The organism is Catenulispora pinisilvae (assembly GCF_015356865.1).
GTDB lineage: Bacteria > Actinomycetota > Actinomycetes > Streptomycetales > Catenulisporaceae > Catenulispora > Catenulispora pinisilvae.
Map to the genome: position 1 here is coordinate 14,072 of NZ_JAAFZA010000087.1, position 24,354 is coordinate 38,425.

Annotated in this window: 19 protein-coding genes; 7 read left to right on the forward strand and 12 right to left on the reverse strand. The window is 70.9% G+C overall.

The genetic code is table 11. The features are described 5' to 3' along the window. Window positions 1–62: 62 nt before the first annotated feature. Both IZR01_RS23390 and IZR01_RS23395 read left to right on the forward strand, forming a co-directional pair. Window positions 63–671, forward strand: coding sequence for a hypothetical protein (locus IZR01_RS23390; protein WP_194894011.1), 609 nt, complete (start codon window positions 63–65; stop codon window positions 669–671). Next, complete coding sequence (locus IZR01_RS23395; protein WP_323746299.1) at window positions 664–4,380, forward strand: protein kinase domain-containing protein; 3,717 nt, start codon at window positions 664–666, stop codon at window positions 4,378–4,380. The genes IZR01_RS23390 and IZR01_RS23395 overlap by 8 nt, the downstream gene beginning before the upstream one ends. A 417-nt stretch (window positions 4,381–4,797) precedes the next feature. On the opposite strand, the gene IZR01_RS23400 is transcribed toward IZR01_RS23395, so the two are convergent. From IZR01_RS23400 to IZR01_RS23415, 4 genes are all read right to left on the reverse strand, one after another. Further along, window positions 4,798–5,172: a hypothetical protein gene (locus tag IZR01_RS23400; protein ID WP_194894013.1), complete on the reverse strand. Its 375-nt coding sequence runs from the start codon at window positions 5,170–5,172 to the stop codon at window positions 4,798–4,800. 100 nt (window positions 5,173–5,272) lie between these two features. After that, window positions 5,273–7,228: a glycosyl hydrolase family 79 C-terminal domain-containing protein gene (locus IZR01_RS23405; RefSeq protein WP_194925098.1), complete on the reverse strand. Its 1,956-nt coding sequence runs from the start codon at window positions 7,226–7,228 to the stop codon at window positions 5,273–5,275. Between the two features lie 122 nt (window positions 7,229–7,350). After that, on the reverse strand, window positions 7,351–8,808 hold the full coding sequence (locus tag IZR01_RS23410) for a flavin-containing monooxygenase (protein ID WP_194925099.1): 1,458 nt from the start codon (window positions 8,806–8,808) through the stop codon (window positions 7,351–7,353). A gap of 119 nt (window positions 8,809–8,927) precedes the next feature. Further along, complete coding sequence (locus IZR01_RS23415; RefSeq protein ID WP_194894016.1) at window positions 8,928–9,368, reverse strand: MarR family winged helix-turn-helix transcriptional regulator; 441 nt, start codon at window positions 9,366–9,368, stop codon at window positions 8,928–8,930. A 98-nt stretch (window positions 9,369–9,466) separates the two neighbouring features. Between IZR01_RS23415 and IZR01_RS23420 the strand changes: the two genes are divergently transcribed. Then, window positions 9,467–10,411 (forward strand): quinone oxidoreductase family protein, encoded by a 945-nt coding sequence (locus IZR01_RS23420; RefSeq protein ID WP_194925100.1) that lies wholly within the window; start codon window positions 9,467–9,469, stop codon window positions 10,409–10,411. A 154-nt stretch (window positions 10,412–10,565) separates the two neighbouring features. Continuing rightward, window positions 10,566–10,958 carry a nuclear transport factor 2 family protein gene (locus IZR01_RS23425; RefSeq protein ID WP_194894018.1) on the forward strand — a complete coding sequence of 131 codons (393 nt, stop codon included), beginning with the start codon at window positions 10,566–10,568 and terminating at the stop codon, window positions 10,956–10,958. A 33-nt stretch (window positions 10,959–10,991) separates the two neighbouring features. Here the strand turns inward: IZR01_RS23425 and IZR01_RS23430 are convergent, their stop codons facing one another. Continuing rightward, a complete protein-coding gene (locus IZR01_RS23430; RefSeq protein WP_194925101.1) occupies window positions 10,992–11,507 on the reverse strand; it encodes a nuclear transport factor 2 family protein in 516 nt (171 codons plus the stop codon). 111 nt (window positions 11,508–11,618) lie between these two features. On the opposite strand from IZR01_RS23430, the gene IZR01_RS23435 reads away from it, so the two are divergent. Next, entirely contained in the window at window positions 11,619–12,299 is a 681-nt protein-coding gene (locus tag IZR01_RS23435; RefSeq protein WP_194925102.1) for an HAD family hydrolase, read from the forward strand. A gap of 120 nt (window positions 12,300–12,419) precedes the next feature. Here the strand turns inward: IZR01_RS23435 and pcp are convergent, their stop codons facing one another. The 4 genes from pcp to IZR01_RS23455 all read right to left on the reverse strand — a co-directional run bounded on the left by pcp (window position 12,420) and on the right by IZR01_RS23455 (window position 18,043). Continuing rightward, a complete protein-coding gene (gene pcp, locus IZR01_RS23440; protein WP_194925103.1) occupies window positions 12,420–13,037 on the reverse strand; it encodes a pyroglutamyl-peptidase I in 618 nt (205 codons plus the stop codon). A 96-nt stretch (window positions 13,038–13,133) separates the two neighbouring features. Next, window positions 13,134–16,847 (reverse strand): hypothetical protein, encoded by a 3,714-nt coding sequence (locus IZR01_RS23445; RefSeq protein ID WP_194925104.1) that lies wholly within the window; start codon window positions 16,845–16,847, stop codon window positions 13,134–13,136. Between the two features lie 144 nt (window positions 16,848–16,991). Further along, window positions 16,992–17,618 (reverse strand): VOC family protein, encoded by a 627-nt coding sequence (locus IZR01_RS23450; RefSeq protein ID WP_194894023.1) that lies wholly within the window; start codon window positions 17,616–17,618, stop codon window positions 16,992–16,994. Window positions 17,619–17,686: 68 nt separating this feature from the next. Further along, window positions 17,687–18,043 carry a VOC family protein gene (locus tag IZR01_RS23455; RefSeq protein WP_194894024.1) on the reverse strand — a complete coding sequence of 119 codons (357 nt, stop codon included), beginning with the start codon at window positions 18,041–18,043 and terminating at the stop codon, window positions 17,687–17,689. Window positions 18,044–18,178: 135 nt separating this feature from the next. Here IZR01_RS23455 and IZR01_RS23460 point away from each other — a divergent pair, with 135 nt between their 5' ends. Beyond that, the gene (locus IZR01_RS23460) at window positions 18,179–21,235 is read left to right on the forward strand and encodes an ATP-binding protein (RefSeq protein ID WP_194925105.1); all 3,057 of its coding nucleotides are present in this window, start codon (window positions 18,179–18,181) and stop codon (window positions 21,233–21,235) included. Here IZR01_RS23460 and IZR01_RS23465 read toward each other — a convergent pair. Next, window positions 21,213–21,761, reverse strand: a complete 549-nt coding sequence (locus IZR01_RS23465; protein ID WP_194925106.1) for a GNAT family N-acetyltransferase — start codon at window positions 21,759–21,761, stop codon at window positions 21,213–21,215. The genes IZR01_RS23460 and IZR01_RS23465 overlap by 23 nt on opposite strands. Window positions 21,762–21,905: 144 nt before the next feature. Further along, window positions 21,906–22,673 (reverse strand): hypothetical protein, encoded by a 768-nt coding sequence (locus IZR01_RS23470; RefSeq protein ID WP_194894027.1) that lies wholly within the window; start codon window positions 22,671–22,673, stop codon window positions 21,906–21,908. 197 nt (window positions 22,674–22,870) lie between these two features. Between IZR01_RS23470 and IZR01_RS23475 the strand changes: the two genes are divergently transcribed. Next, window positions 22,871–23,827: a glutathione S-transferase family protein gene (locus tag IZR01_RS23475; protein WP_323747076.1), complete on the forward strand. Its 957-nt coding sequence runs from the start codon at window positions 22,871–22,873 to the stop codon at window positions 23,825–23,827. A gap of 103 nt (window positions 23,828–23,930) precedes the next feature. Here the strand turns inward: IZR01_RS23475 and IZR01_RS23480 are convergent. After that, window positions 23,931–24,354: thioesterase family protein (locus IZR01_RS23480; RefSeq protein ID WP_194925108.1), on the reverse strand; the 424-nt coding region annotated here is incomplete at its 5' end.

Genomic DNA, 24,354 nt, shown 5'->3' on the forward strand with positions numbered 1-24,354 from the left:
AGCCGGGACTGGTTCGGCCCTTCCGGGACCGGTCCTCTGCCGGCCCGGTTACTGTCGGCGGCATGCTTATCACCTTCGACACCAGCGGATTCCAGCCGTCCGGCGACGGCACCTGGCAGCATCCCAAGACCGGCGACTTCGTCAGTGTCTCCGGTGACAACGGGCGGCTGACCGAGCCGGTGTGGCTGGACAACCTGCCCGCGCTGCGGCGCGAGCTGGCCCACGAGTACGCCCAGATGGGCTGCCTCATCGAGGCCGACCGGGTGCGGGTCGGGACCGGGCCGGAGGCCGCCGACGCCGCGTACCAGCTGGCCAAGACCAGGATCCCGAACCGGGACCACGGGCTCGTGTATATGGTGCAGTTCATGTTCGCCAAGCAGGACGCCTCGTTCTACGTCACCATGATGGCCGAGGAACTCGGGGTCACCGGCGTGCGCGAGGCGACGCTCGCCGCCAAGCTGGGCGTCGACGGCTTCTACCTGGACCACCCGTACGACCCGCAGCTGAAGTCGCAGCTGCCGTTCCTGCGCGCCGACGACCCCGCGTTCGACCCGCAGTACCCCGACCACCCGCTGTCCCGGGCCCGGGCCTGGGCGCGCGGTTTCGCGGCGAGCGCGGCGCTCAACCCCTCCTTCGTCGCGAAGCCCGACTTCTATGGCGCCGGTGGCTGAGAACGAGAGCCAGGTTGCGGCGGTGTGGCAGGTCGGGGACGTGGTCGCCGGCCAGTACCGGGTCACCAGGATCCACGAACACGGCGGCATGGGCCTGGTCTACCGGGTCCGGCACCTGGGCTGGGACACCGACCTGGCGGTCAAGTGCCCGCGTCCGGAGCTGTTCGCCTCGGCCGCCGACCAGGAGCGGTTCGTCGCCGAGGCCCAGACCTGGGTGTCGCTGGGCCTGCATCCGAACATCTGCGGCTGCCACTATGTCAGGGTCCTGGGAGGCATTCCCCGGGTCTTCGCGGAATACGTCGAGGGTGGCAGCCTGCGGGAGTGGATCGACGACGGCCGGCTGTACGCGGGCGACGGCTCGTACGCGGGCGACGGCGCGCAGGGCGGTCCGGTCCGGGCTACGTCCCGGATCCTCGACCTGGCGATCCAGACGGCCTGGGGCCTGCACCACGCGCACGAGCGCGGCCTGGTGCACCAGGATGTGAAGCCCGCCAACGTCCTCATCGCCGTCGGACCGGACGGCGAGATGACCGCGAAGGTCACCGACTTCGGGCTGGCCCGGGCGCGCGCGTCCGCCACGCCGAGCCTCGCCGCCCATGCGGCCGCGACCGATGCAGCCCCGACCGATGTGGCCACGGCGCCGGCGGGTGTCAGCGTCCTGGTTCCCAGCGGCGGGCTGACCCGCGCTTACGCCTCGCCGGAGCAGACCGAGGGGCGTCCGTTGGGGCGCCGCACCGACGTGTTCAGCTTCGCGACCTCGGTGCTGGAGATGTTCACCGGCGGGGTCGTGTGGATGTTCGGGCCAGCCGCTGGAGAGGCGCTGGCTGCGATCCGCGCTGACGGTGTGGGCGACGATCGCTTGCCGGCCCTTCCGCCTGATCTCGCCGACCTGCTGGCGCGCTGCCTGGAAGAGGATCCGTCGCAGCGTCCTGCGTCAATGGCCGTCGTCGCCGATGAGCTGACGGGCATCTATCGGCGGGCGACTGGAACCGAGTATGCGCGTCCAGTCCCGCGAGTCGCGGAACTTCGCGCGGACGAGCTGAATAACAGGGCACTGTCTCTCTTGGACCTGGGCCGGACCGCCGAGGCCGAGCAGACGTTCGCCGACGCGCACGCCGCCGATCCGCAGCACGTCGCGGCCGTCTACAACCTGGGCCTGCTGCGCTGGCGGCGCGGGGCCGTGACCGACGAGGAACTCCTCGCCGAGATCGAGGCCGTCGCCTCCGATACCGGAAACCCTTGGACTGCGCGGCTCCAGCTTGCCCGCGTCCACCTGGAACGCGGCGATCTCGACGCCGCGCGTGGGCTGCTGGCCGGCATCGAGCGGGAGCAGGCCGAGCGGGAGCGGACCGGCTGGGACGGGGTTGCCGATGCTCTCGCGGTGCTCACCTCCGGCCGACTGCCGGACGCCAAGTCCGTCCAGCGCTGGGAGGTGCCGTGGTACTGGACCAAGCCGGGCTGGCACCCGCCGATCCTCACGGCTCGCCTGACCGAAGGCCTCGACCGGGTTCTGATCGGCAACGTCGACGATTCCGTGCGGCTCTACGACATCCCGAGCGGGGAGTGCGTGCGTACCCTCGACGCTCGCGGCCACGACATCGATGTGACCCCGGACGGGGCGTTCGCCGCTACGTGCAGTTCCGACACCGGGATCCGGTTCTGGGATCTGGCCACCGGAGCCTGCCTGCATACCTTCGCCGAGGACGAACACGCCGCCTGGTCCGTCCGATTGAGCGCGGACGCGCGCGCTCTGATCGCCTCGGTTTCCGGCGGCGACGTCAAGGTATGGGATCCGCGGAGCGGAGAGCACCGCTGGACCTTCGGCGGCCACGGCGGCACCACCTCCGTCGAGCTGAGCGCCGACGGCCGCCGCGCGCTCACCAGCGGTCGGGACGACGGCACGACGCGGCTGTGGGACCTGGAGACGGGGCGCTGCCTGCTCAGCCTTGAGCGGGACGACAGGTCCGGGAACGCGATGTGCTTCAGTCGCGACGGCCGGCTTGCCGCCCTGGCCAGCTACAAGGTGCCCACGATCGAGGTCTGGGATCTGGAGGCCGGCCGCCGTATCAGCATTCTGAAGGGCCATGCGCGCTTCGGCAGGCAGCTGGAGTTCAGCCTCGACAACCGACGCCTGATCTCGTGCGACTCTCGTGACGTCAGGGTGTGGGAGGTGGCCGCCGGCCGCTGTCTTCGGACGTTCCGCGAGCACACGGCCGACGTCTCCGAGGTGCGGTTCGACGCGACGGCCACGCATGCGGTGTCCGTGAGCGAGGACAACAGTGCGCGTCGGTGGGTGTTGCCGGGCGTCTATACCGCACCGGTGCAGCTGAGTCGGCCTCGCGAGCACTCGGAATTGGACCGGCTGCGCGGCACCGTCGATCGTCTGGTCGCCTCGGCTGAGGAGGCGATCGCCGACTCACGCTATCCGGCGGCGTTGGAACTGTTGAGCCAGGCCCGCGCGCTACCCGGCTATGAGCGGGCGCCGGGGGTCACGGCGGCTTGGCGTTCGCTGGGGTCGCGGGCGACTCGCTCGGGGCTGCGGGGTGTGTGGCCGGTGCGGACCATGTCTGGGCACGAATACGCCGGGCACGAATACGCCGGGCACGAATACGCGGTCAACACGGTGGCCATCAGCGGTGACGGTCGCCTGGCGGCCTCCGGCGGCCAGGACAAGACGGTTCGCCTGTGGGATCTGGCCTCCGGGCAGTGCGTCCGGGTCATCGAAGACCTCACGGCGCCGGTGTTCTCGGTCGGGCTGAGCGCGGACGGCGAGCGCGTCCTGGCCGTGAGCCGGACCGGTGCGGTGGAGCAGTGGTCGGTCCAGACCGGGGCGCGGTTGGGGGAGGCTGCCCCGGGGAGCGCCGACAGCGTCCCCGGCTTCGGCGGCTGGCAGAAGCAGCCCGACCGGATCCGCGACAACGGCGCCCGGGCGGCGCACTTCACCCCAGACGGCCGCCTGGTGCTGATCGGCGCGGCCGACTCCGCGGTCCGGCTGTGGGACATCGCCTCCAGCACCTGTCTGCGCGCGATGATCGGCCACCAACACGACCTGCGCACCGTCTTCATCAGCGCCGACGGCCGCCACGCCGCCTCGGCCGGCGTCGATCTGGCGGTCCGCCTCTGGGACACCGCCACCGGCGAATGCCGCCACGTCCTCACCGGCCACACCCACCCGGTCGCGGCGGTGTGCCTGAGCGCCGACGGCCGCTTCGCCCTGAGCAGCGGCGCCCACGAGGACCGCCGAATCCGCCTGTGGGACACCGCCACCGGCGCGAGCCTGGGCACCACCGACCGCCTCCCCGCCGTCGCCAACGCCCTGCGCTTCACCACCGACGGCCGCTTCGCCCTCTCCGGCGACGAAGGCGGCGCGCTGCGCATCTGGGACCTGACGACCGGCACCTGCGTCCGCTCCGTCAAAGGCCACGGCAACCCGGTCAACGACCTGGCCCTGACCCCCGACGCCCGCTTCGTGCTGGCCGCCCACGACGACGGCGTGATGCGCCTGTGGGAGACGGACTGGGACCTCGACGCCCGCGAACCGGCCGACTGGGACGAGAGCGTGGCGCCGTACGCGGCGGCATTCATGGCGCGACCACCGTCGCAGCAGACTGATGCCGCGATCGAGGAGCTGCTTGAGCTGCTGCGACACGCGGGCCTCGGCTGGGTGCGCGGCGAGGCGGTTCGGGCCCGGGTGGCGCGGCGGTGGTAGGCGCGGCTCTTCGTCGCGCTGGCTACAGATAACTGGCCCTACAATCTGGATCAAGGAGAGCTAAACCGCCAACCCATGCAGCAAGCCCGGCCTTAGCGACAGGCTGATCGAGAGCTGAGTTTGTTCATGGCTTATCGCGGTCTGACGCGGCGCGGGTCGGCGGCCCGATACGGCAGTTCAGCCCGGCAACGCCCCAAGCTGGCTGAGCTTGCTCATGGCTCATCGTGGCCTGACGCGGCGCGTGTCGGCGGACCGATACGGCAGCTCGACCCGGCAACGCCCCAACCCGGCTGAGCTTGCTCATGGCTCATCGCGGCCTGCCGTGCCGCGCATCGACCGACCGATACCGCAGCTCAGCCGGGCAACGCCCCAACCGACTACCTTCCCGCCGCCGTCTCGCTCACCCGGCCGCCTCGCTCACCCCACCGCCTCGCTCACCCGATGCGAAGCCTCCTGCAACCACATCGTCCCGCCGGGCGCCACCACGATCGCCGGGACGCGGCGGGGGACGGTGCCGCAGTCCACGTGGACCGGTTCGGCGATGGACCAGCCGTCGGGGGCCAGGGTGCGGCCGCTGACCGGGGGGTAGACGTGCAGGGCGACGACGTTGCGGTGGCGGGTGGCCCACAGGCACATGCCGAAGTGTTCGGCGTGCTCGCCGGTGCGGAAGTAGGCGGCGGGGAAGAGGTAGCCGAGGTGGGAGACGGTGTCGGGACGGGCGCGGAAGGCCAGGCGGATCATGTAGTGGGGTGCTTTGGGGTCCGCCGCGGGGGACATCATTGTATCGGCCATACAATAAGAGACGGCGGAAGTGGCGAGTCATTACGCGGCTTTGGGCCCCTATTTTGGCGGACCCCTATTTTTGCGGACCCGTGTTTCTGCGGACCCGTCCTTACTGCTGCTCGGTCCAGTTCTCGCTGGTGCTCCCGTTGCAGGTGTAGATCTCAGCGTCCGCATAGTTGGCCGTCGAGGCCCCGTACACGCTCAGACACTTGCCGGACTGCGCGCCGACGATCGTGCCCGCCGAACCGGCCCCCGAGCTCACCGTCCACCGCTGGTTCGCGGCGCCGTCGCAGGTGTTGACGCCGACGTACGACCGATCGGCGGTCGCGCTTCCCTGTACCTCCAGGCACAGCCCGCTGAACGCGCCGGTGATGGTGCCGTCGGCTTTGACCAGCCAGTGTTCGGCCGCGCTGCTGTTGCAGGTGTAGATGTCCGAGATGGTGCCCGGCGCGGTCGAGCCGCCGGTGACGGACAGGCACTTGCCGGACGCGCTGCCGACGAACGTCGTCGGGGGCTGGCCGGACGGGGCGTTGAAGGTGATCAGTGCAGCGTCGCCGGCCGGTACGGAGGCGGAGAAGGTGTTCGAGCCGACGCTATACGTGGTCGCCGTCGGTGCGGGCAGGGTCCCGTCGGACTGGACCGTCTGGCCGCCGAGCGTGATCCCGCTCTGGGTGCTCAGGCTGGCGCCCGAGAGGTCGAAGCGGGACGCGGAACCGAACGTCTGCGGCAGGTTCAGCTGCACGGTGGTCGCGCCGTTGGAGGCCGGATCCGCCACGTTGTCCAGCACCACGGTCACGGAGTTGTCGGCGTGCCGGACGGCGTAGGCGCGGACGGTGGCCGAAGCCGGGTCGTCGACCTGGAGGAAGGTGCCGGTCCCGACGGCGTGCACAGCGGCCAGGCCGTAGTACTCCGGCTGCGCGGCCAGGTTGCCGGCGGCTTGGTCGGCGGCGGTCGGTGCGCACAGCGGTGTGTAGTAGGGGAAGGACGACGAGCCGTAGCACTGGGTCACAGTGCCGTGCATGTAGTATCCGGCCGCGCCTTCCTGGGCGAAGTTCAGCTCCTCGTCGACCGCCCACAGTGCCGATGCGTAGACGTCTGATACGCCCTGCACCCCGCTGCACACCACCGAGTTGCCCTCGTCGACCACCGCGGGCAGCGACAGCCGCTTCGCGACCGAGACCGCGCTGTCGGCGGCCGAAGTCTCGTTCGAATGGGTCCCGGAAGACAGCAGGTCGGCGATGCTCGGGGCCGGGTTCGGGCTGCCGCAGTTCGACAGCGGGTAGTGGTGGCTGGTCAGCTCGCTGATTTGCGGCGTCGCCATCGAGGCCTGGTCGTTGACGAAGGCGGTCTGCAACGCGCCGGTCGGGGAGGTCGCGGCGTCGCTGCCCTCGATGGGTATGCCGGGCACCGCGGCGGTGATCGCGTGGACGTAGGCGTGGAAGTCGGTGACGTACTGCGCGCTGTTGCCGTTGTACTGCGGATAGAGGTTGGGCTCGTTGCCGATCTCGATGTCCTGCAACGATGATCCGAGAGCGGCCGCGGCGTGCGAGGCTTCGTCGGCGGCCCGGGCCGGGTCGTACTGCTTCATGGTGACCCCGAGGATCACCTTCCAGCCGCTGGCGGTGGCCAGGTTAGCGAGCGCCGTCAGGTCGGCGGGGGTGATCGTGGCGTCGGCCCAGGACGGCTGCGGTTCGTCGCTGGAGGTCCAGAACGTCTTGTCGACCTGGTTGCCGCCGATCCGGATGACCGAGGTTCCCAGGGTCTTGAGGTACTGGAACTGGTTGCCCTGTCCGAAGCCAGGCAGGGAGAGGAAGGACGCTTCGTAGGACAGGCCGACGTCGCTGTTGGCGAGCGAGGTGCCGGTGGTGGCGGCCGAGACGCTGATGGTCGCGGTGGTGTCCGCGGCGGCCGCGGCGGCGGGCGGGGCCTGAGCGACGAGCGCCGCGGGGATCGCGGCCGCGACGGCCATGAGCGCCGCGGCCGCGACGATCGACGTACGGCGGGTGATTCCGCCGGGCATCGACGTACGGCGGGTGGTACCGCCGGGTTCGGACGCGTGCCGCATGGGGGGCCTCCTGGCGGGAAGGAGTTCACGTATATGAACACCGACTGCATGGGTGAACGGCGCTGATGCTAGATGCCAGGAAACCCGACGTCCACGGATTCTTGTTGCGCAACTTCGGGCCTTTAGATCGCCGAGCTCAGGGCCCTTACCGCCGCCGCGAGCGGGTCCCGGAAATCGGTCGAGTACGAGCGTCGGGTCCACTGCGCTGTCCGCGTCCGCCGGGGCAGCACCGCGTGCAGATCGCTCAGCATGGCGTCGATGGCGCCGAGCGAGTAGGGGAGGACGACGGTGCCGCTGGCGTGCTTGCCGTGGGTTCGTGCCTTGCGGGCTGCCAGGTCTGAGGAGATCGTTGCTCGCTGGTCCGAGGGTGAGGGCAGGTTAAGGGTGCCGGCCAGGTGCGCCGCGATCCAGATCGCGCCGACTTCGGCACTCAGGGAGCTGATGAGGGACGCGTTGTAGCCGGCGAAGGTGAGGTTGGGGACCGAGATCGGCAGGGTGTTGCGAAACAGCTCGAACTCGCCGTCCGCGTTCTGCACGGTGAGCGACGGATCGAGGAACGGCACGCTCTGTTCGAAGCCGGTGGCGGCGACGATCAGGTCGGCGCGCAGGATGGTGCCGTCGTCCAGCACGGCTTCCGGTATGCCGGTGCCCGTGCCGGTGCCGGTGCCGGTGCTGTTATCGGTGCGTGCGCCCCGCAGTTCGGCGATGGAGCAGTCGCGGCGGACCGCGATCTCACCGGCCCGCACCATGTCGAAGAAGCCGTCGGTGGCCAGGCTCGCGGTGCCGGCCACGATGTCGTCGAAGCGGCCGGGCGGGACCAGGCCCAGGTCGGTCAGACCCTGCTGTTTGACGGTCGCGCGGCTCAGGACCCTGAAGACCGGTCCGAAGCGGCGCGGATGGGCGAACAACCGTTCGCCGAGGCGGGTGATCGCCACATCCTCGAAGTGCTTGCCCAGCAGGACTTTCGAGCCCTTCCACATCAACCGGCGCGGCACCACGATCACCGACGCCGCGACCGCCGACAGGGCCATCGCGGTGTCACACGCCGACTTGCCGTAGCCGACCACCACGACGTACTTGTCGCGGGCGTCGTCCAGGGTGAGTTGCTGCGACGGGGCTTTGATGACGCCACCGGCCTCGGCGTGCCCGGCTCGGCCGGGCCAGCCGGGCACCAGCGGTCGTGAGAAGACGCCGTTGGCGACCACCAGATGCGCGGCCTGGAAGCGTTCGCCGGAGTCCAGGTGCAGCTCCCAGCCCTCGGGCGTGGGCTCGGCCCGACTGACGCCGGTGCCCAGGCGCAGGCTCGCGCTGAAGCCGAAGCGGTCGACGTAGCCGCGCAGGTAGGAGTGCCACTGCTCGGCGCTCGGGTAGTCGGGCCAGGAGGCGGGGGCGGGGTGGTCCGAGTACTCGTAGGTCATCCGGGTGTTCTGGGTGGTCAGGCCCGGGTAGTGGCGGGTGGGGCTCCACACGCCGCCGAGGTCCGGTTCGGTGTCGAAGGTCGTGACGTCGTGGCCCACGGTGGTGAGGACCTTGGTCGCGGCCAGGCCGGCGATGCCTGCTCCGATGACGGCGATCTGCATGCGGAGAGTTTCACAGAATGCTGATGGTGTGGCCAGGTGTCAGCTATCAGGCGCCTGACACCTGACACCTGGCGCTGGGGCCCCGATGCCGTGCTCTAACTCATGGCCTTCGCTCGTCCTCATTCATCCAGCACCCGTCCGAGCAACTCGAGAAGCTGCCGCCGCTCCTCGTCCGCCAGCGGTGCCAGTAGCTCCGCGTTCACCCGCTCGGCCTCCTTCAGGCAGCGGTTGAGCGCGGCCGTGCCCTGCGGCGTCACCCGGATCACGTTCTTGCGCCGGTCGCGCGGGTCGGGGTCGCGGACCACGTGGCCGAGGTGTTCCAGGTGGTTGATCAGCAGCACCATGTCCTTGGCGTCGATCGCCAGGCGCCGTACCAGGTCGGCCTGCGCCAGCGGCGCGTCTTGGGCGGCGGCGGCCAGTACCGCGAGGTGGGCGAGGTTCAGGTCCTCCGCGGCGATGGCCTGGACGATGTGGGCTCGGCCGCGGGCGGCGACGCGGCCGCTGAGCCAGCTCGGGAGGGCCTGGATGCGGTCGAGGGGGCGTGGCTGGGGACGGGCCATGGTGGGCAGTCTAGCGTCAGTTCATTGGACATCCCAATGAAGTGTGGCTACAGTAAAAGTCATTGGAAATCCCAATGAGTTTGCGGGGAGGGGTGGCTATGCGTCGCGTCAGGTATGAGGTCGGTGGCGGCCCGGAGGTGCTGTTCCTCGAAGAGGTCCCGGTTCCGGAGCCGGGGCCCGGTGAGCTGCTGGTGCGCGCCGAGGCGATCGGGGTCACGCTGCCCATGGTGCGCAAGGTGCGCGAGGGCGATGCGCCGGTGCCGCTCGGTGGCGAGGTGGCCGGGACGGTCGTCGGTGTGGGCGAAGGGGTGGGCGAAGGCGTCCAGGGCGCCGAAGGCTTCGCGCCGGGCGATCGCGTCACCGGCCTGTGCTTCGGCCACGGCTACGCCGACCTGGCGATCGTCCACCAGGCGATGGCCTCCCGCATCCCCGACGACGTGAGCGCGGTCCAGGCTGTGGCGCTGGTCCGCAGCGGGCTGGTCGCGCGCGGCGTCTACGAGGCGGCATCGGCCGGCAAGGGCGATTCGGTGCTGGTGACGGCCGCGGCCAGTGCGATCGGTTCGCTCCTCGTGCAATACGCCAAAGCACGCGGCGCTGAGCGCGTGGTCGCAGCCGTCAGCAGTGCGCACAAGGCCGACTTCCTCAGGGAAGCAGGCGCGGACGAAGTCGTGCTCTACGACGCCCAGTCCTGGGGCGAGCCGGTGGACGTCGTCCTGGACGGCGTCGGCGGCGATCTCCTCGCCCCCGCGGTCCGCGCCCTGCGCCCAGCCGGCCGCCTGGTCGCCTTCAGTTCCGGCGGCGGCATGATCGACGCCTATGAACTGCTGGCTCGCGGGGCCTCGGCGATCGGCTTCCAGATGGCGGCCATCGCCCGCGGCAAGCCCGAGCTCTATGCCCGCTGGCGCGACGAGCTCTGGGCCGACTACCGGTCCGGCACCCTCCGCCCCCGCATCCATGCACAGCTCCCGCTCGCCGAGGCGGCCCGCGCGCACCAGATCATCGAGTCCCGCAGCAATCTGGGCAAGGTCGTTCTGGTTCCCTGACGACCGATCTCGGACGCAGCATGCTTCGCCCCAGCCCTCGCCGTCGCCGCCGCCGCCGCGCACCGGACGGCACCGGGCACCGGACCACCGGCTATCGTGGGTCCCGCCCCAACCATACTGAGCAGTAGCTCAGTCGGCCCCGATCAGGAGTCCGATGCACCCGTTCCGGCAAGCGGTGGAAGCGCGCGACACGGCCGCGATCGAGGCGATGCTCGCCGACGACGTCGTGTTCACCAGCCCCGTAGCGTTCAAGCCCTACCCCGGCAAAGTGATCACCGCGGCGATCCTGCGCGGCGTCCTGCGGGTCTTCGAGGACTTCCGCTACGTTCGCGAGATCGCGGGCGCGGACGGCCGCGACCACGCCCTGGTCTTCACCGCGACCGTGCACGGCAAGCAGGTCACCGGCTGCGACTTCCTGCACTTCGACGACGACGGCCTGATCGACGACTTCATGGTCATGGTCCGCCCGCTGTCCGGAGCCCAGGCGCTCGCCGAGGCCATGGGCGCCGAGTTCGAGCAGATCAGCCAGGAGGCGATGAACGGCTGAGGTCGTGAGCAGGGTTCACTACCGGCGGCGCGGTCATGGTGCTGGTGCCGGTGCCGGTGCCGGTGCCGGTGCCGGTGTCGGTTCCGGAGCCGGTGTCGGTTCCGGTGTCGATGCCGGCTGTAGGATCCCCGGATCGCCCTCGGCCCACGTGCTGATCAACACCCGGCCCGCGATGAGCCACCGGCCCTCGACCCGGCGCAGCTCGTCCTCGTAGCGGCCGGCGGCCAGGAACCGCTTGCCGTCCTTGAGATGTTGCGCCAGGTAGTAGCAGGTGTGCCGGGCGGTATCGCCGTCGAGGACGACCACATGGTTGGTCATCACGTGCTGGGTGCCGTCGAGGTGGTCGATGGTCGGCCGGATCCGGCCGGCGATCTGCCCCGGCCCGACGCGGCGCTCGCCGCCGGCCAGGTACTCCCACACGGCGTCCGGAGTGAACAAGGACTCGAACATAGGCCAGTCCCGGGTGTCGAGCGCTGTCGCGTAGGCGACGGCGGTGTCGACGATCGCCAGGCGGTCGGCCAGGGCCGGGGTATCGGCGGGTACGGTCATGTCGGCTCCTCGGCGGTAGGCGAGGCGACCACGATATCCAGCGCGGCTCTGGGCGGCATTTCGACGCCCCTCATGACCTCGACCTCCGTATGACCTCCGTATGATCACTGCATGAGCTTCGCCCTCTTCGATCTGGACGACACCCTGGTGGACGCCAAGGCGGCGCTGCGCGCGTGGTCCGTGGATTTCGCCGCCGAGTTTGTCTCAGGGAGCTACGTCTCAGGGATCGATGACGCGGCGTCCGACGTGTTCGCCTTGGTGGACGGCGCCGCGAACTGGCCCGGGTTCGTCGCGGACGCCCGTGCGCGCTACGGCATATCGGCGCCGGACGAGGAGCTGATGGCGCACGTCGCCGCCGTGTATCCGGGCAAGTTCGTCCTGGAACAGCAGGTGCGAAGCGGACTGACCGAGCTGCGCGCGGCCGGGTGGCGGCTCGGCGTGGTCACCAACGGATCCACCCTCGTGCAGCAGGCCAAGGTGGACAGCGTCGGGCTGCGGCCGCACCTCGACGCGGTCGTCGACTCCGAGGCCGCCGGGCATCGCAAGCCGGATCGGCGGATCTTCCAGATCGCGGCGGACGAACTCGGTGTGGAGCTGGGGCCGGCCGGCTGGATGGTCGGCGATCGGTTGGACAAGGACGTCGCCGGGGGAGCGGCGGTCGGTCTGCGGACCATCTGGATCTCCCAGGGCGAGCCGTTGCTGGCGGGAAGCACGCCGCCGACCCACATCGCCGCGTCGATCACCGAGGCGTTCGCGATCGTCCAGGCATCCGGGCCGCCGCACCAGCCCTGACGGCCGCACCAGCCCTGACGGCCGCACCAGCCCTGACGGCCGCGCCAGTCTTGACCGCGGCGCCAGTCCTGATGGCCGCAGCAGCCTGATCGCCGCACCGGCCTTGGCCGCCGCGCTGGCTCAGTGTGTCTCGCCGGCGGGCATGGCGATGTCTTCCCGCGTTCGCACCGCAGTGGTCAGCAAGGCACGCAGCCCTTCAGCGACCGTCGCGGCAGGCAGGTCCGGCAACGCGGGAACGTGAACGAACCCGCCACGCATCCCCGGCCGCTCGGTCGCGATGCAGTGCATGAGCCCGTAGAACACGTGGTTGCACACGAAAGTCCCGGCCGTATACGACAACGACGCCGGCACCCCGGCAGCACGTACCGCCGCCACACACGCCTTCACTGGCAGTCCCGAGAAGTACGCCGTCGGCCCGCCTGCGACGACCGGCGTGCCGTGCCGCGACAACCCGGCGTTGTCGGGGATGCGGGCCTCGTCGAGGTTGATCGCGACGCGTTCGACCGTGATGTCCGGCCGCCCGCTCGCCTGTCCTACGCAGACCACCAGGTCCGGATCGGTCTCGTGGATCGCGGCCGACAGCTGTTCCAGCGCTCGGCCGAAGACGCAGTCGAGCTGCACCACGCTCACCTCGAGACCGGCCAGCGGTTCCTGCCCGACCAGACGGACTGCCTCCCAGGAGGAGTTGAGCTCGTCGCCGCCGAATGGCTCGAAACCGGTGATTAGGACACGAGGCACGGCGGTTCTCCACTGGTGATCGTGCTGGGGCTTGCTGTTCCTAGCTTGCTCTTCCCAGCTTGTTGTTCCTAGATCGCTATTCCTAGATCGCTGTTCCTAGACCATAGCCGCACCGATATCCAGGTCCAGCGCCTCCTCCACCACGGCCGGATCCGAGTGCCGCCGCAACGCCCCGACCACCGACCGATACCCCTGCGGCCAGTCCAACCGGGCACCGGCGATGCCGACCAGCCGCGTCGCGATCAGCCCGGCGGCCGGCTCGTCGCGCGCGGCCAGCGCCTCGACCGCGGCCAGCACCGCGGCCGGGTCCCACGGCTCACCGATCGCGACCATCGCGACCAGCTGCTCGCCGGCCCGTACCGCGGCGTCGGGCCGTCCGGCCAGCCCGGCGGCGAGCTCCAACAGCTCCCCGGCTACTTCCTCGACCTCGGCGTCCAGATCCATGGCGCTCGCGGCCAGCGTCGCCGCTAGCCGTGCGTAGCCGGGGCGCTCGGCCAACGTCTGCGCGGTGAGGGTGCGGATCGCGCGGCGCTCGATCGGATCCGGCCCGCGCACCTCGGCCGCGGCTTGTGCGATCTGCACCAGTCGACGGCGGGCGGGCCGGTCGCGGCCGTCGACGCGGTGGTGCTGCGCGCCGTCCTGTTGGTGGTGCCGCGTGCCGCCTTGGTCGTCCTGGCCGCCCCGGTCGTCCTGGGCGTCGGCGGCGAGCAGGGCCTCCAGCACCGCCCGGTACCGGGACACCGGCATCCCTTCGGCCAGCAGCGCGAACAGCGCCGACGGTGGGGCGGTCCGGTCGCCGAGCCGGTTGAGGTCGGTCATCGCCGTGCAGACGACGGTCGCGACGGCGCCGCTCCACCGGTGCCAGCGCGGCGCGACCGCGAGCGCCAGGCCGGAGACCTTCGGGTCCCGCGCGTCGCAGGCTGCCGCGATGAGGTCGCCGTAGACGCGGCGGTGGCGTTCGGGGAGCTGCTGGGGACGCATCCGCAGCAGTTGGACGGCGATCGCCGGGTCCTCGCCGACCGCTTCGCGTAGCAGCGCGGGCACGCGCTCGTCGTCCAGCTGGTCGGTCAGCCGCGAGATCACCGCCGCCTTGACGTCGCGATGCCGCCCCGGCCCGCGCCAGACCACTTCCAGCAGGTCGACCAGGCCGGGGATCTCCAGGGCCGCGGCGATCCGCAGGGCTTCCTTGCGGCTGGTGACCTTCGCGGTCGGCGACAGGGCGACCTCGGCCAGGGCCGGGCCGGCGGCCGAGGGCCGGGCGAAGCGGGCGGCGTGCGCGGCCGCGTAGACGGCGACGCGGGCGCGGTCGCCGTCGGCGTGAGCGAGCAGGATCGGCAGCGTGGCCGCCGGGTCGTCGCTGTGGGCGAGGGATTGCAGCGCCGCCTCGACCAGCGGGATCTCCGGGGAGTCGAGATAGCGCCGCACCTCACGTTGGCCCTCGCCGGAAATGGTGCCCAGCACGCTGATCGCTCCGGTCCGCACATGGGTCTTGGCCCCCCGGTCCGCGGCGACCTTCGCGAGCAGCCGGGCGTAGGCGGCCAGCTGGCGCGGGAGCCAGCGGTGCGACGGCTGGAAGCGTCCCACCCAGGTGGCGTCGCTCTGGGCGATGAACCTGCCCTTGACCGCCCGGCCGCCGGACAGGTACGGATCCAGCAGGTCGGTGCGGCGCATCGAAAGCACGCTGGCGACCCGCCACAGCGCGGCCGCGCTCGGATCCCAGGCCACGACGCGTGCGACCCGGACGTCGCGGTGCGCCGGGTCGGCCAACCATAGGTCGATCGCCGAGCGCGCGGTGGAGCCGGTGCCGTGCCAGATCGCGTGCGCGATCGCGTCCTGCAACTCCGGGATGCGCCGGGCCCGGCGGCCGAGGGACTCGGCCAGGGCCAGCACCAGGCGGTGGTCGGCGCGCCCGATGCCGCGCTCGATCCACGGCCGCATGGTTCGGTAGACGGCGAGCTCCTGGCCGCGGCGCAGGTTCCGGTCGAGCTGGCCGAGGTGGAAGGCGCTGGTCGCGCCGGCCAGTTGCTCGAAGGTGAGGAGGGACCAGGTGAGGAGGTCGCCGGTGCCGGTGCTGGTGTCGGCGCTAGCACTGGTGCCTGTGCTGACGCTGACGCTGTTGCCTGTGCCTGTGCCTGTGCTGGTTTCGGTGCCGGTCCTGGCTCTGGCGCTGGTGTTGGTTTTGGTTTTGGTTTTGGTTTTGGTGTCAGTGCTGGTGCCTGTGCTGGTGCTGGTATCGGTGTCTGTGCCCGTGCTGGCGTTGGTGCCATTGCTGGAGTTGTCCGTGGCCTGGTGCGCCAGAATCCGGCACGCCAGCTGCTGCAACGCCGCGCGGGTGCCCCACCCGCAGTCGCGGGCTTCGAGCGCGTCGGTGACCAGGCTCAGCAGAGTGTCGGACACCGCCGGAACATCCTCGAACAGCCGCGCCGGGACCGTCGCGAGTGCAGCCAGCGCGGCCCGGCGTACCGGGTCCTGTTCGTTGCGCAGCCGCCCGAGCTCTTCGGTCACCAGCGCGGTGACGGCCGGCGGGTGGTCCTCGGCGGCGGCACAGGCCACCAGCAGCGGATACGCGTCCGCACGCTCCTGCGCGTCGGCGCGGCGCACTGCGGCCCGCAGCTCGGCCCGCGCCTCGTCCCACGGCAGCCGGGCGACGTAGACCAGCCGCTGCCCGGGGCGGTCGGTGAATGAGGGCAGCGCGAGCATCCGGCGGGCCTCGGCGTGCCGACGTCGGCGGGGCAGCGCGTCCAGGACGGCCGGGGCGAGGATCGCCGTGTCCTTCTCCCGGTCGGCGGTGACGGCTTCGTAGAATTCCGCCCGCGCGCTCGGCGGTAGGCCGCCCAACAGGTCGGCGAACGCCGACGTGTCGTTCTGGAGCGCGCGGCCGATCACCACGATCTCCGACCGTCCCGACCTGGCCAGCCGCTTGCGGGTGGTGCGCGACAGGTACCACCAGCGGTTCGCTAGGCCGCCGTCGGCCACGGTGAGCAGGCGCAGCGTGCGGTCCTCGTCGGCGCGCGCCAGGATTCGGATCCGACGGAGGAACGCGTCCGGAATCCCTTGCGAGAGCGGGAATTCTTCCAGAAGGTCCAGCACCTGGCTTGGGTGCTCCTGGGCCGCGGCGACCAGACCCGCACCGAAGATCGCCCACCCGCCCTCGCGCGACCCGGCCGGCATCGCCGCCAGCTCGCGCCGCGCGTACTCCAGCATCAATCTGGGATGCCGGATACCCAGCCGGCTCCAGGAGGTCAGCTCGTGGGCCAACTCGGGCAGCAACCGCGCGGCGACCTCGGCGGTACACAGCGGCAGCAGCCTCGCGGTGTCCGCCTCCCCGAGCGAGTCCCGATAGGACTCGACCAGCCGGTCGGCCAGATCCGACCGCCGCGCCGCCCCGACCATCCGCACCAGGGTCCGCCGCCACTCCAACGACGCGTCGTCGACGGTCGCCAGCACCGCGGCGTCCGTCACGGCCCCGGGCCGCGCCACGCAGGCGGACATGGCGAGCGCCCGCACCCGATGCAGCGGATCATTCAGCGCTGCGACCAGCCGCTCCGACCGCCCGGCGATCGTCGCCATCGTCACGCCGAGCTCGCGCTCATACGCGCCGCCGGCAGCGAACGCGTCGAGCACGGTGTCCAAGGCGGGCAAGCCGTCCAAGCCGTCCAAGCCGTCCAAGGCGTGCAAGCCGTCGAAGGCGTCCAACTCGCCGGCGTCCGCGGCGAGCCGCTTCGTCTCGGCGGCGAGCAGGCGCTTGCGGGCCGGGAAGTCGAGGGGGTCGAGCTTGGCGAGCAGGTCGGCCGCGGTGGTGTCGGACATCCGCCCATGATGCCTGGTCCGGGGGCTTGGTCGCGCATAAATACCTGGTGGAATCGCGTTGAGTGGGTAGCCCGCGATTGGCCCCGGCCAGCTGGCCAGGGCCGAATCGCCGATCAGAGCGGGCCGATGAAGGCAGAATGCTGATCAAGCGTGGATGTGCGAGGCCTCCCAGGCGAGCCCGTCCGGGTCCGTGAACTCCGGCCCGGAGGTGCTGATCGCGAAGCGGCGCGCCCCGGTCCCCTCCGGCGCGACGCCCGCGTCCTTCGCGGCGGCGCGGCGGGTGTAGAGCGCCAGCTTGATGGCCGAGGATCCGGTGGCGAACTCGACGTACTTGCTGCCGAAGCTCTTCGCGACGCCCAGCCCCTGCTCGACGTAGAACTGCTTGGTGGCCTTGACGTCCTCGACGCCCAGCAGCACCACGAGGGAGTCGACGTCCCGCGTGACCGGCTTGCTGTCCTTCTTCTCGGACGTCGCGATCTTCCAGATCGCCCCGTCCGGGGTCTGGAGCACGCCGCCGTATCCCCAGAAGCTCTTCTTGGCCGGCTTGATGATCGTGGCGCCGCTGTCGACAGCGGCGTTGAACAGCGCGTCGACGTTGCCCGGCTGGGCCACCACGAGCGAGAGCACGTAGCCGCGGAAGCCGGTGGTCGGGGCCTGCGACGTGCGCACGCGCAGCCGGTCGCCGAGGTCGAACGCGGTCGTGTAGAAGGACTCGGTGGCTGCGGCGTCCGGGGCTTCGAGGATGACGGAGTCGATGGTGGGGGTGGGCATTTCGGGTGCTCCTTGTTGTGTTTGTCGTGTCCGCTGTGTCGGTTGCGTTTGTTGTGTCGTCAGGGGATTCACTGGTCCTGAATCAGGCCGAGCACGTTGCCGTCGGCATCGGTGAAAGTGGCCACCAGGCGCCCGGCGCCGACCTCGCGGACGGGCTCGCGGACGGTGGCGCCGGCGGCGGTCACCGCGGCCAGCCGGGCCTCGATGTCGGTCACGTGCCAGTACGCCACCGGCGACGTCATGCCCTGCGGCCCGCCGCCGGGCACCAGCCCGATGTGCTGGCCGGCGACGTCGAACCCGACGTAGTACGGCCCCTCGGTCTGCGGCTCCGTGCCGAGCAGCGCGGTGTAGACCGCCTTGGCCCGGATCAGGTCGGCGACGGGGTGCAGTACGGTCTTGATGCCCAGCGTGGTGGGGTCGGTCATGCTCGCTCCTAAGGTCGTCCGTCCGGGTGCGGCGGCTGTGCCTCCAGCTTCGTGGCCAGCGGGTTCGGCGCCATCCGTGCTCACCACTGATCCGCCACCGATCCACCACTGATCCCGGTACGGTTCAATGGGTCCGTGGACACCACAGCGGAGGTCTCGGCCCGGGAGGCTGAGGTGTTGGCCCTGCTCGGGGAGCACCTGAGCAATGCGGAGATCTCGGCGCGGCTGTTCATCTCGGTACGCACGGTCGAGAGCCACGTCTCCTCGCTCCTGCGCAAGCTCCAGGCCACGGACCGGCGGGCCTTGGCGCAGCGTGCGGCCGGGATCGCGCGCGCCGCCGCCGAAGCCGAATCGTCCATGGCCACCGCCACGGCTACGTCCACGGCCACGGCTACGTCCACAGCCACAGCTACTGCCACGGCCGCATCCACGACCTCGGCCCCGGCCACAGCCGCAGCCCCGACCCTTGCATCGGTACCGACACCGGCCCTGCCGCAGCCACTGACCCCCTTCGTGGGCCGCACGCAGGAGTGCGCCGAGCTGGCCGAGCTGATCCGCACCCACCGGCAGGTGGTGGCGGTCGGTCCCGGCGGCGTGGGCAAGACCCGGCTGGCGCTGGCGGTCGCCGAGCGGGTCGCCGAGGAGTTCACCGACGGCGTCTGGTTCGTCGACCTGGTCCAGGTGACCGAGCCCGGCCTGGTCGGGGCCACGGTCGCCGGGGCGCTCGGGGTCGGCGAACAACCCGGCCGCGCTCTGCCGGAGTCGGTGGCCGCGAGGCTCGACGACCGGCGCGCGCTGCTGGTCCTGGACAACTGCGAGCAGGTCCGGGACGGCGTGGCGCCCTTCCTGGAACGGCTCCTCGGCGCGTGCCCCCGGCTGACCGTGCTGGCGACCAGCCGGGCCCGGCTGATGGTCCCGTTCGAGCGGGTCTACCAGGTCCCGCCGTTCTCGCTGGCCGGCGGCGGCGAGTCGGACGCGGTCGCGCTGTTCGCCAGCCGCGCGGCGGCGGTCGGCTGGGTGCCGGACCCCGCACAGCGTGAGCGCGTCGCCGAGGTGTGCGGGCGGCTCGACGGGATGGCGCTGGCGATCGAGCTGGCGGCGGCCCGCCTGCCCACGCTCGGGCTGGACGGCATCACCGCCGCGCTGTCCGATCCGCTGCGGATGCTGGCCGGCGGCTCACGGGCCGATGATCGGCACCGTTCGGTGCGCGCGGCGCTGGACTGGAGCCACGCGCTGCTGGAACCGTCCGACCAGATGCTGCTGCGCCGGGTGTCGGTGTTCGTGGCGCCGTTCGCTGTGACGTCCGCGGCCGAGGTGACCGGCGCCGAGATCGGCCTCGTCGCCGACGGCCTGGCGCGGCTGGCCGAGCAGAGCCTGCTGACGGTGGCGATGACGGTGACGGCGTCCGGCGGGGGCACCACCTACCGCGCGCCGGAGACGATCCGCCGCTACGGGATGGAACGGCTTACCACCGCGGATGAGCTGGCCGACGTACGCCTTCGGCACCTTCGCTGGTGCCTTGCGCGCGCCGCCGAACTCGCCAAGGCCGGCGGGTCGGATTGGCGGGCCCGGTTCGATGCCGTGGCCGACGATCTGCGTGCTGCTTTGGCGTGGGCGGCCGAGGACGCTGAACAGCGCGCGGACGCGTACCGGCTCGCGCAGGATTTGGCGATCGCGACGTTCACCCGGCAGCTGATCGGCGAGTCCCAGCGCCGCTACGAGCAGGCGGCCGGTCTGGCTGACGACCCGGCTGAGGCCGCCGCGATGCTGCGTCAGGCCGCGGCTGTGGCCGGGTGCCGGATGCGCGGCGATGACCTGCACCGCTTGCGGCTCGAAGCCGCGGACGCTGCGCGGCGTTCCGGCGACGACGGCGGAGCGGCACGCGATCTCGCGACCGCCGCCAGCGACGCCTACCGGTTCGCCAGCAAGTTCGTCAGGGCGCTGCCACCGGAGGAAGCGACGTCGCTTATTGCCGAGGCGCAGCAGCTGGCCGGCGGCGATCCGGCTGCCGCAGCGGCAGTGGCGCTGGCTGAGGCCGGGCGGATGCTGACCGAGTCCTTCGCCGTCGAGCAGCAGCAACAGTCAGGTCCGGATTCGGATCCGGACTCCAGTTTCAGTTCGCGCTCGGATTCGGATTCCAGTTCGACTTCGACTTCGCGTTCGGATTCGAGTGCGCGTTCGGATTCGAGTGCGATAGTCGCGGCGACGATCGCGTGTGCTGAGAAGGCCGTCGACCTTGCCCGGCGTACCGGTGATCCGCTCGCCGAGTCCGCCGCGCTCGACACCCTCGCCGGTGCGCAGAGCTGGGCCGGCGAAGCGTTCGCGGCCACGGCGACCGCGCTGCGACGCGTCGCGCTGCTGGAGTCCGTGCCGGACACTGATACGCCCGCCGGGACGCTTGAACTGATCGAAGCGCTCGGTGAGGCCACCGAGGCCACGGTCGGAACCGGAGACCTCGCCGCGGCCAAACGCTGGGCCGGCCGGCTCGCCGACCATCCGCTGCTGGCCGAGGTCGGGCACCGGGCCACGGCCGGTCTGCTGGTCGCCGACGCGCTGGCCGGTGACGTCGCGGAGGTCCTGGCCGTCAGCGACCGGTTCCTTGAGGCGTGGCAGAGGTCTGGCAGCCCCGCGAAGTCGATCCTCGGTCCGGCGGCGGCCGGGGTGGCGATGGTCCACGGTCTGCGCGGGGACCAGGATGCGCAGCGTGCGTGGGATGCGGTCCTGCGACAGCTCGGCAGTTCGCCGTGGGAGACGTATGGCTACGGCGCGGTCTTCGACGCCTTGGTCCTCCTGCATCGCGGGCAGGCGCGGGAGGCATTGGAGCGGGTGACTCCGGGTCCTGATGAGGTGTGGCGGTGGGTCACGTGGACCTGGCTGCACTGGTACGTGGCGCTGCGCGCCGAAGCAGCCGTTCTCGCCGGGAGCCCCGATGCTCGCGATCGGCTGGTCGAGGCGCGGGCCGCAGTGGCGGGCAATCCGATTGCCGATGCGTTGGTGGAACGTGCCGAAGCGCTGCTCGACGGCGATCGGGAACGGGTGCTCGCCACCGCGAGCGTGTTCGATGCCGCTGGCTGCCGGTACCAATCGGCACGGACCTTGGTGCTCGCGGGCGGGCAGGACGCGGTTCGGGGTGCGGCCGCGATCGCAGAGCTCGGACTCGCTGCGATGGCTACGGCCGCCACTCCCGCCTGAGCAGCCCGTAGACCCACGAGTCGGAGACGTCGCCGTTGACGGTGCAGTCCTCCCGCAGGGTCCCTTCCCGTAGGAAGCCCAGCTTCTCCAGCACGCGGGCGGATGCCACGTTGCGCGTGTCGGTCTCAGCCTGGACGCGGTTCAGGTCCAGCGTGTCGAACGCCCACCGCAGAAGAGCGCGCGCGGCCTCGGTCCCGTAGCCGTGGCCCCATGCCGCGTCGCTGTAGCAGTAGCCCAGCGCGGCGCTGCGGTAGTCCGGATTCCACCTGGTCAGGCTGCACCAGCCGATGAACGCCCCATCGGAGACGCGCTCCACGGCCACCCGCGCCCCGGTGCCCTCCTGCGCCATCTGCCGACACGTGGTGATGAACTTCTCGGCGCGCGCGGGTTCGCTCCACGGCGGCGAGTCCCAGTAGCGCAGCACGTCGGCGTTGCTGTGCAGGGCGAAGAGGTCGCTAGCGTCCGTGTCTTCGAAAGCGCGCAGCCGAAGGCGGACGGTCTGCAACGTGGGGGTGGGCAGCGGCATGCTCGTGTTCCGTCCCGTGGTCGGTGGCCGATCATTCGAACACCCGGTACCGGTCAGCAGCAATTGGTTTTATCGGCGACTCGGCGACTCGGCGACTCGGCGACTCGGCGACTCGGCGACTCGGCGATACGGCAACTCAGCAACTCAGAAACCCGCCCGCGAGTGGTCGCGGTTCCAGAAGTCCTTCCTTGAGGCGCGGAGCCACTGGTAGCAGCCGGCCAGCCAGAGCCAGCCGTTCTCGCCTATCAGGGCCCAGCGATCGTGGGCGTCGCTGTGGTCCAGCAGGGCCCAGGCGCCGGCGGCCACGGCGAGCGCCGCCGCGAATGCCGTGCGCGGGCCGGGCAGGGCGCAGGCGACCAGGACCAGCGCGCAGACGACCGGCACCGCGATCGCGTGCCAGCCTTGCGCCGATACCGGGGCGTCCGTATTGGCGCGGAACGACAGGATCAGCGGGAAGGCCGCGGCCAGCAGCTTCAGGCGCATCAGGCGCAGTTGTGCGAAGGGTGTTTCCAACTCGAAGCCGCGGCGCTCACAGATCGCCTTCAGCAGGGCGACGAGGAGCTGGCCGTAGCAGAACAGGAACGCGGCGAGTCCGGCGCGCGCCGCGTCGGTCGTCGTCCCGGCGTAGGTGAGGCCGCCGGGCAGAATCGCCCACATCGTCAGGGCGGCGACCCAGGCCGGCGTCGGGATCCACTCCACGCCGCGCCAGTAGGTCAGGGCTATGACGAGCAGTGGTGCGAGCGGAACCATGATGCTGAACCAGCCCGCTCCGGTCAGCGCGGCGCCGAGGGTCGGGATCGCGGCCGCGGCCGACCAGAGGGCGAGGATCGTCCAGAAGGTGGCGTGGGGCCAGCGTTCGTGGAGCTTGTCCACGAGTTGTTCCAGGCCGTCGAAGAAGACGTCCAGCCACATGCCATGCCCCCCCGGCGTTCGCTGTCTGCGAGGGGAGGTTACCCCACCGACGTGGTGATCCTGCGTAGCTATCGGGACGCGTGGAGAATTGGGCGGGAGCGAAGGGACCAGGATCCGATATGACCACCGCCCCACGGGCTGCGAGCCCTGTTGACTTTGAGACTCACGGTGCTTACGGCGCTCCGAAACCGGCTGTGGTGCCGCCGCCGGCGCCGACTCCGCCGCCGACCGCGACTTCGACTCAGCCCCCTGCTTCGGACGCCAAGCCGGCGGGCCGCCCGGGTCCCGCGTTCCCCCACCGCGTCACCGCCGCCGACGCCGAACCCGGCCGCTACCACTTCTACGCGGCCAAGCCGTGTCCCTTCTGCCAGCGGAGCATGATCATCCGCGAGCTCAAGGGCCTCCAGGACGTGATCTCGGTGTCCGTCCTGGACCCGATGCGCGACGGCCGCGGCTGGGCCTTCCGCGAGGGACCGGGGCACGGCCTGGACGAGGTGAACGGCTTCGCACTGCTCCGCGAGGCGTACGAGGCCTCCGATCCCGCCTTCGCAGGGCACGTATCCGCGCCGGTGCTGTGGGACCGCAAGGACAACCGGATCGCCACCAACGACTTCCGCACGCTGGACATCGACATCGCCACCTCGTTCGACCGCTGGGCCCGCAACGACGTCGACCTCTACCCCGAACCGCTGCGCCCGGAGATCGACGAGCTCAACGAGTTCCTGTTCGAACGCATCCACAACGGCCCCTACCGCTGCGGCTTCGCCCCGTCACAGGACGCTTACGAACGCGAGGCGCGCGCCCTGTTCGAAGCCCTCGACGAGATGGAGCAGCGCCTGGCCACCAGCCGCTACCTCTTCGGCGCCCAGCTGACCGTCTCCGACATCCGCCTGTTCGTCACCCTGGCCCGCTTCGACGCCGTCTACGTCACCCACTTCAAGGCCAACCTGCGCCGCATCACCGACTACCCGAACCTCTGGGCCTACGCCCGTGACCTCTACCAACGCCCCGCGTTCGGCAGCACCACGGACTTCGACCAGATCAAGCAGCACTACTTCCGGACGCATACCTGGATCAACCCCTCGCAGTTGGTGCCGCTGGGGCCGGAGGTGGACTGGTCGGAGTTGGGCGATCGGGCCCATTTGGTTGGGTGAGTCTGGCTGGGTGAGTTCGGCTGGGTGAGTTCGGGGTGAGTGAGTTTGGCGGGATGAATTTGGCTGGGCGAGTTCGGCCGGGCAGGGCCGAGAACCCAACCTCTCACCCCACCCGGGCCTGCACCAGCAGCGGCTGCACCCCGGTCCCGACAGCGCCACCCGCGTCATGCAGCTCCGCGACCGTGGCCCCGATCCCGTCCCCGGCCAGCGACGTGCGGGCGTCCAGCAGGATCCACTCGCCGACGGGATGCCGGTGCAGCGTCAGTTGCAACGCCGTCGGCACGAACAGGAATTGGTCCAGCGGCAGCTCGTTCGAGATCCCGTTCGCCGAGTCGGCGACCACCGCCAGGCGTTGCAGCGGCGTCACCGCCTCGCCCTCGATCAGTGGGACGCGGACCCGGGTCCAGATCGCGGCCGGGCCCGGGTCGACGCTGCTGCCGTAGACGGGGCGCCATTCGATCGCGGCGGGGTAATGCCAGCTGGCGGGGAAATTGGGGAACGACTTCGAGCACGACGACGCCGTAGGG

Coding starts and splice junctions, on each gene's coding strand:
- IZR01_RS23390 (WP_194894011.1), top strand. CDS start 63: ATGCTTATCACCTTCGACACCAGCGGATTCCAGCCGTCCGGCGACGGC.
- IZR01_RS23400 (WP_194894013.1), bottom strand. CDS start 5,172: ATGGCCGATACAATGATGTCCCCCGCGGCGGACCCCAAAGCACCCCAC.
- IZR01_RS23405 (WP_194925098.1), bottom strand. CDS start 7,228: ATGCGGCACGCGTCCGAACCCGGCGGTACCACCCGCCGTACGTCGATG.
- IZR01_RS23410 (WP_194925099.1), bottom strand. CDS start 8,808: ATGCAGATCGCCGTCATCGGAGCAGGCATCGCCGGCCTGGCCGCGACC.
- IZR01_RS23415 (WP_194894016.1), bottom strand. CDS start 9,368: ATGGCCCGTCCCCAGCCACGCCCCCTCGACCGCATCCAGGCCCTCCCG.
- IZR01_RS23420 (WP_194925100.1), top strand. CDS start 9,467: ATGCGTCGCGTCAGGTATGAGGTCGGTGGCGGCCCGGAGGTGCTGTTC.
- IZR01_RS23425 (WP_194894018.1), top strand. CDS start 10,566: ATGCACCCGTTCCGGCAAGCGGTGGAAGCGCGCGACACGGCCGCGATC.
- IZR01_RS23430 (WP_194925101.1), bottom strand. CDS start 11,507: ATGACCGTACCCGCCGATACCCCGGCCCTGGCCGACCGCCTGGCGATC.
- IZR01_RS23435 (WP_194925102.1), top strand. CDS start 11,619: ATGAGCTTCGCCCTCTTCGATCTGGACGACACCCTGGTGGACGCCAAG.
- IZR01_RS23445 (WP_194925104.1), bottom strand. CDS start 16,847: ATGTCCGACACCACCGCGGCCGACCTGCTCGCCAAGCTCGACCCCCTC.
- IZR01_RS23450 (WP_194894023.1), bottom strand. CDS start 17,618: ATGCCCACCCCCACCATCGACTCCGTCATCCTCGAAGCCCCGGACGCC.
- IZR01_RS23455 (WP_194894024.1), bottom strand. CDS start 18,043: ATGACCGACCCCACCACGCTGGGCATCAAGACCGTACTGCACCCCGTC.
- IZR01_RS23465 (WP_194925106.1), bottom strand. CDS start 21,761: ATGCCGCTGCCCACCCCCACGTTGCAGACCGTCCGCCTTCGGCTGCGC.
- IZR01_RS23470 (WP_194894027.1), bottom strand. CDS start 22,673: ATGTGGCTGGACGTCTTCTTCGACGGCCTGGAACAACTCGTGGACAAG.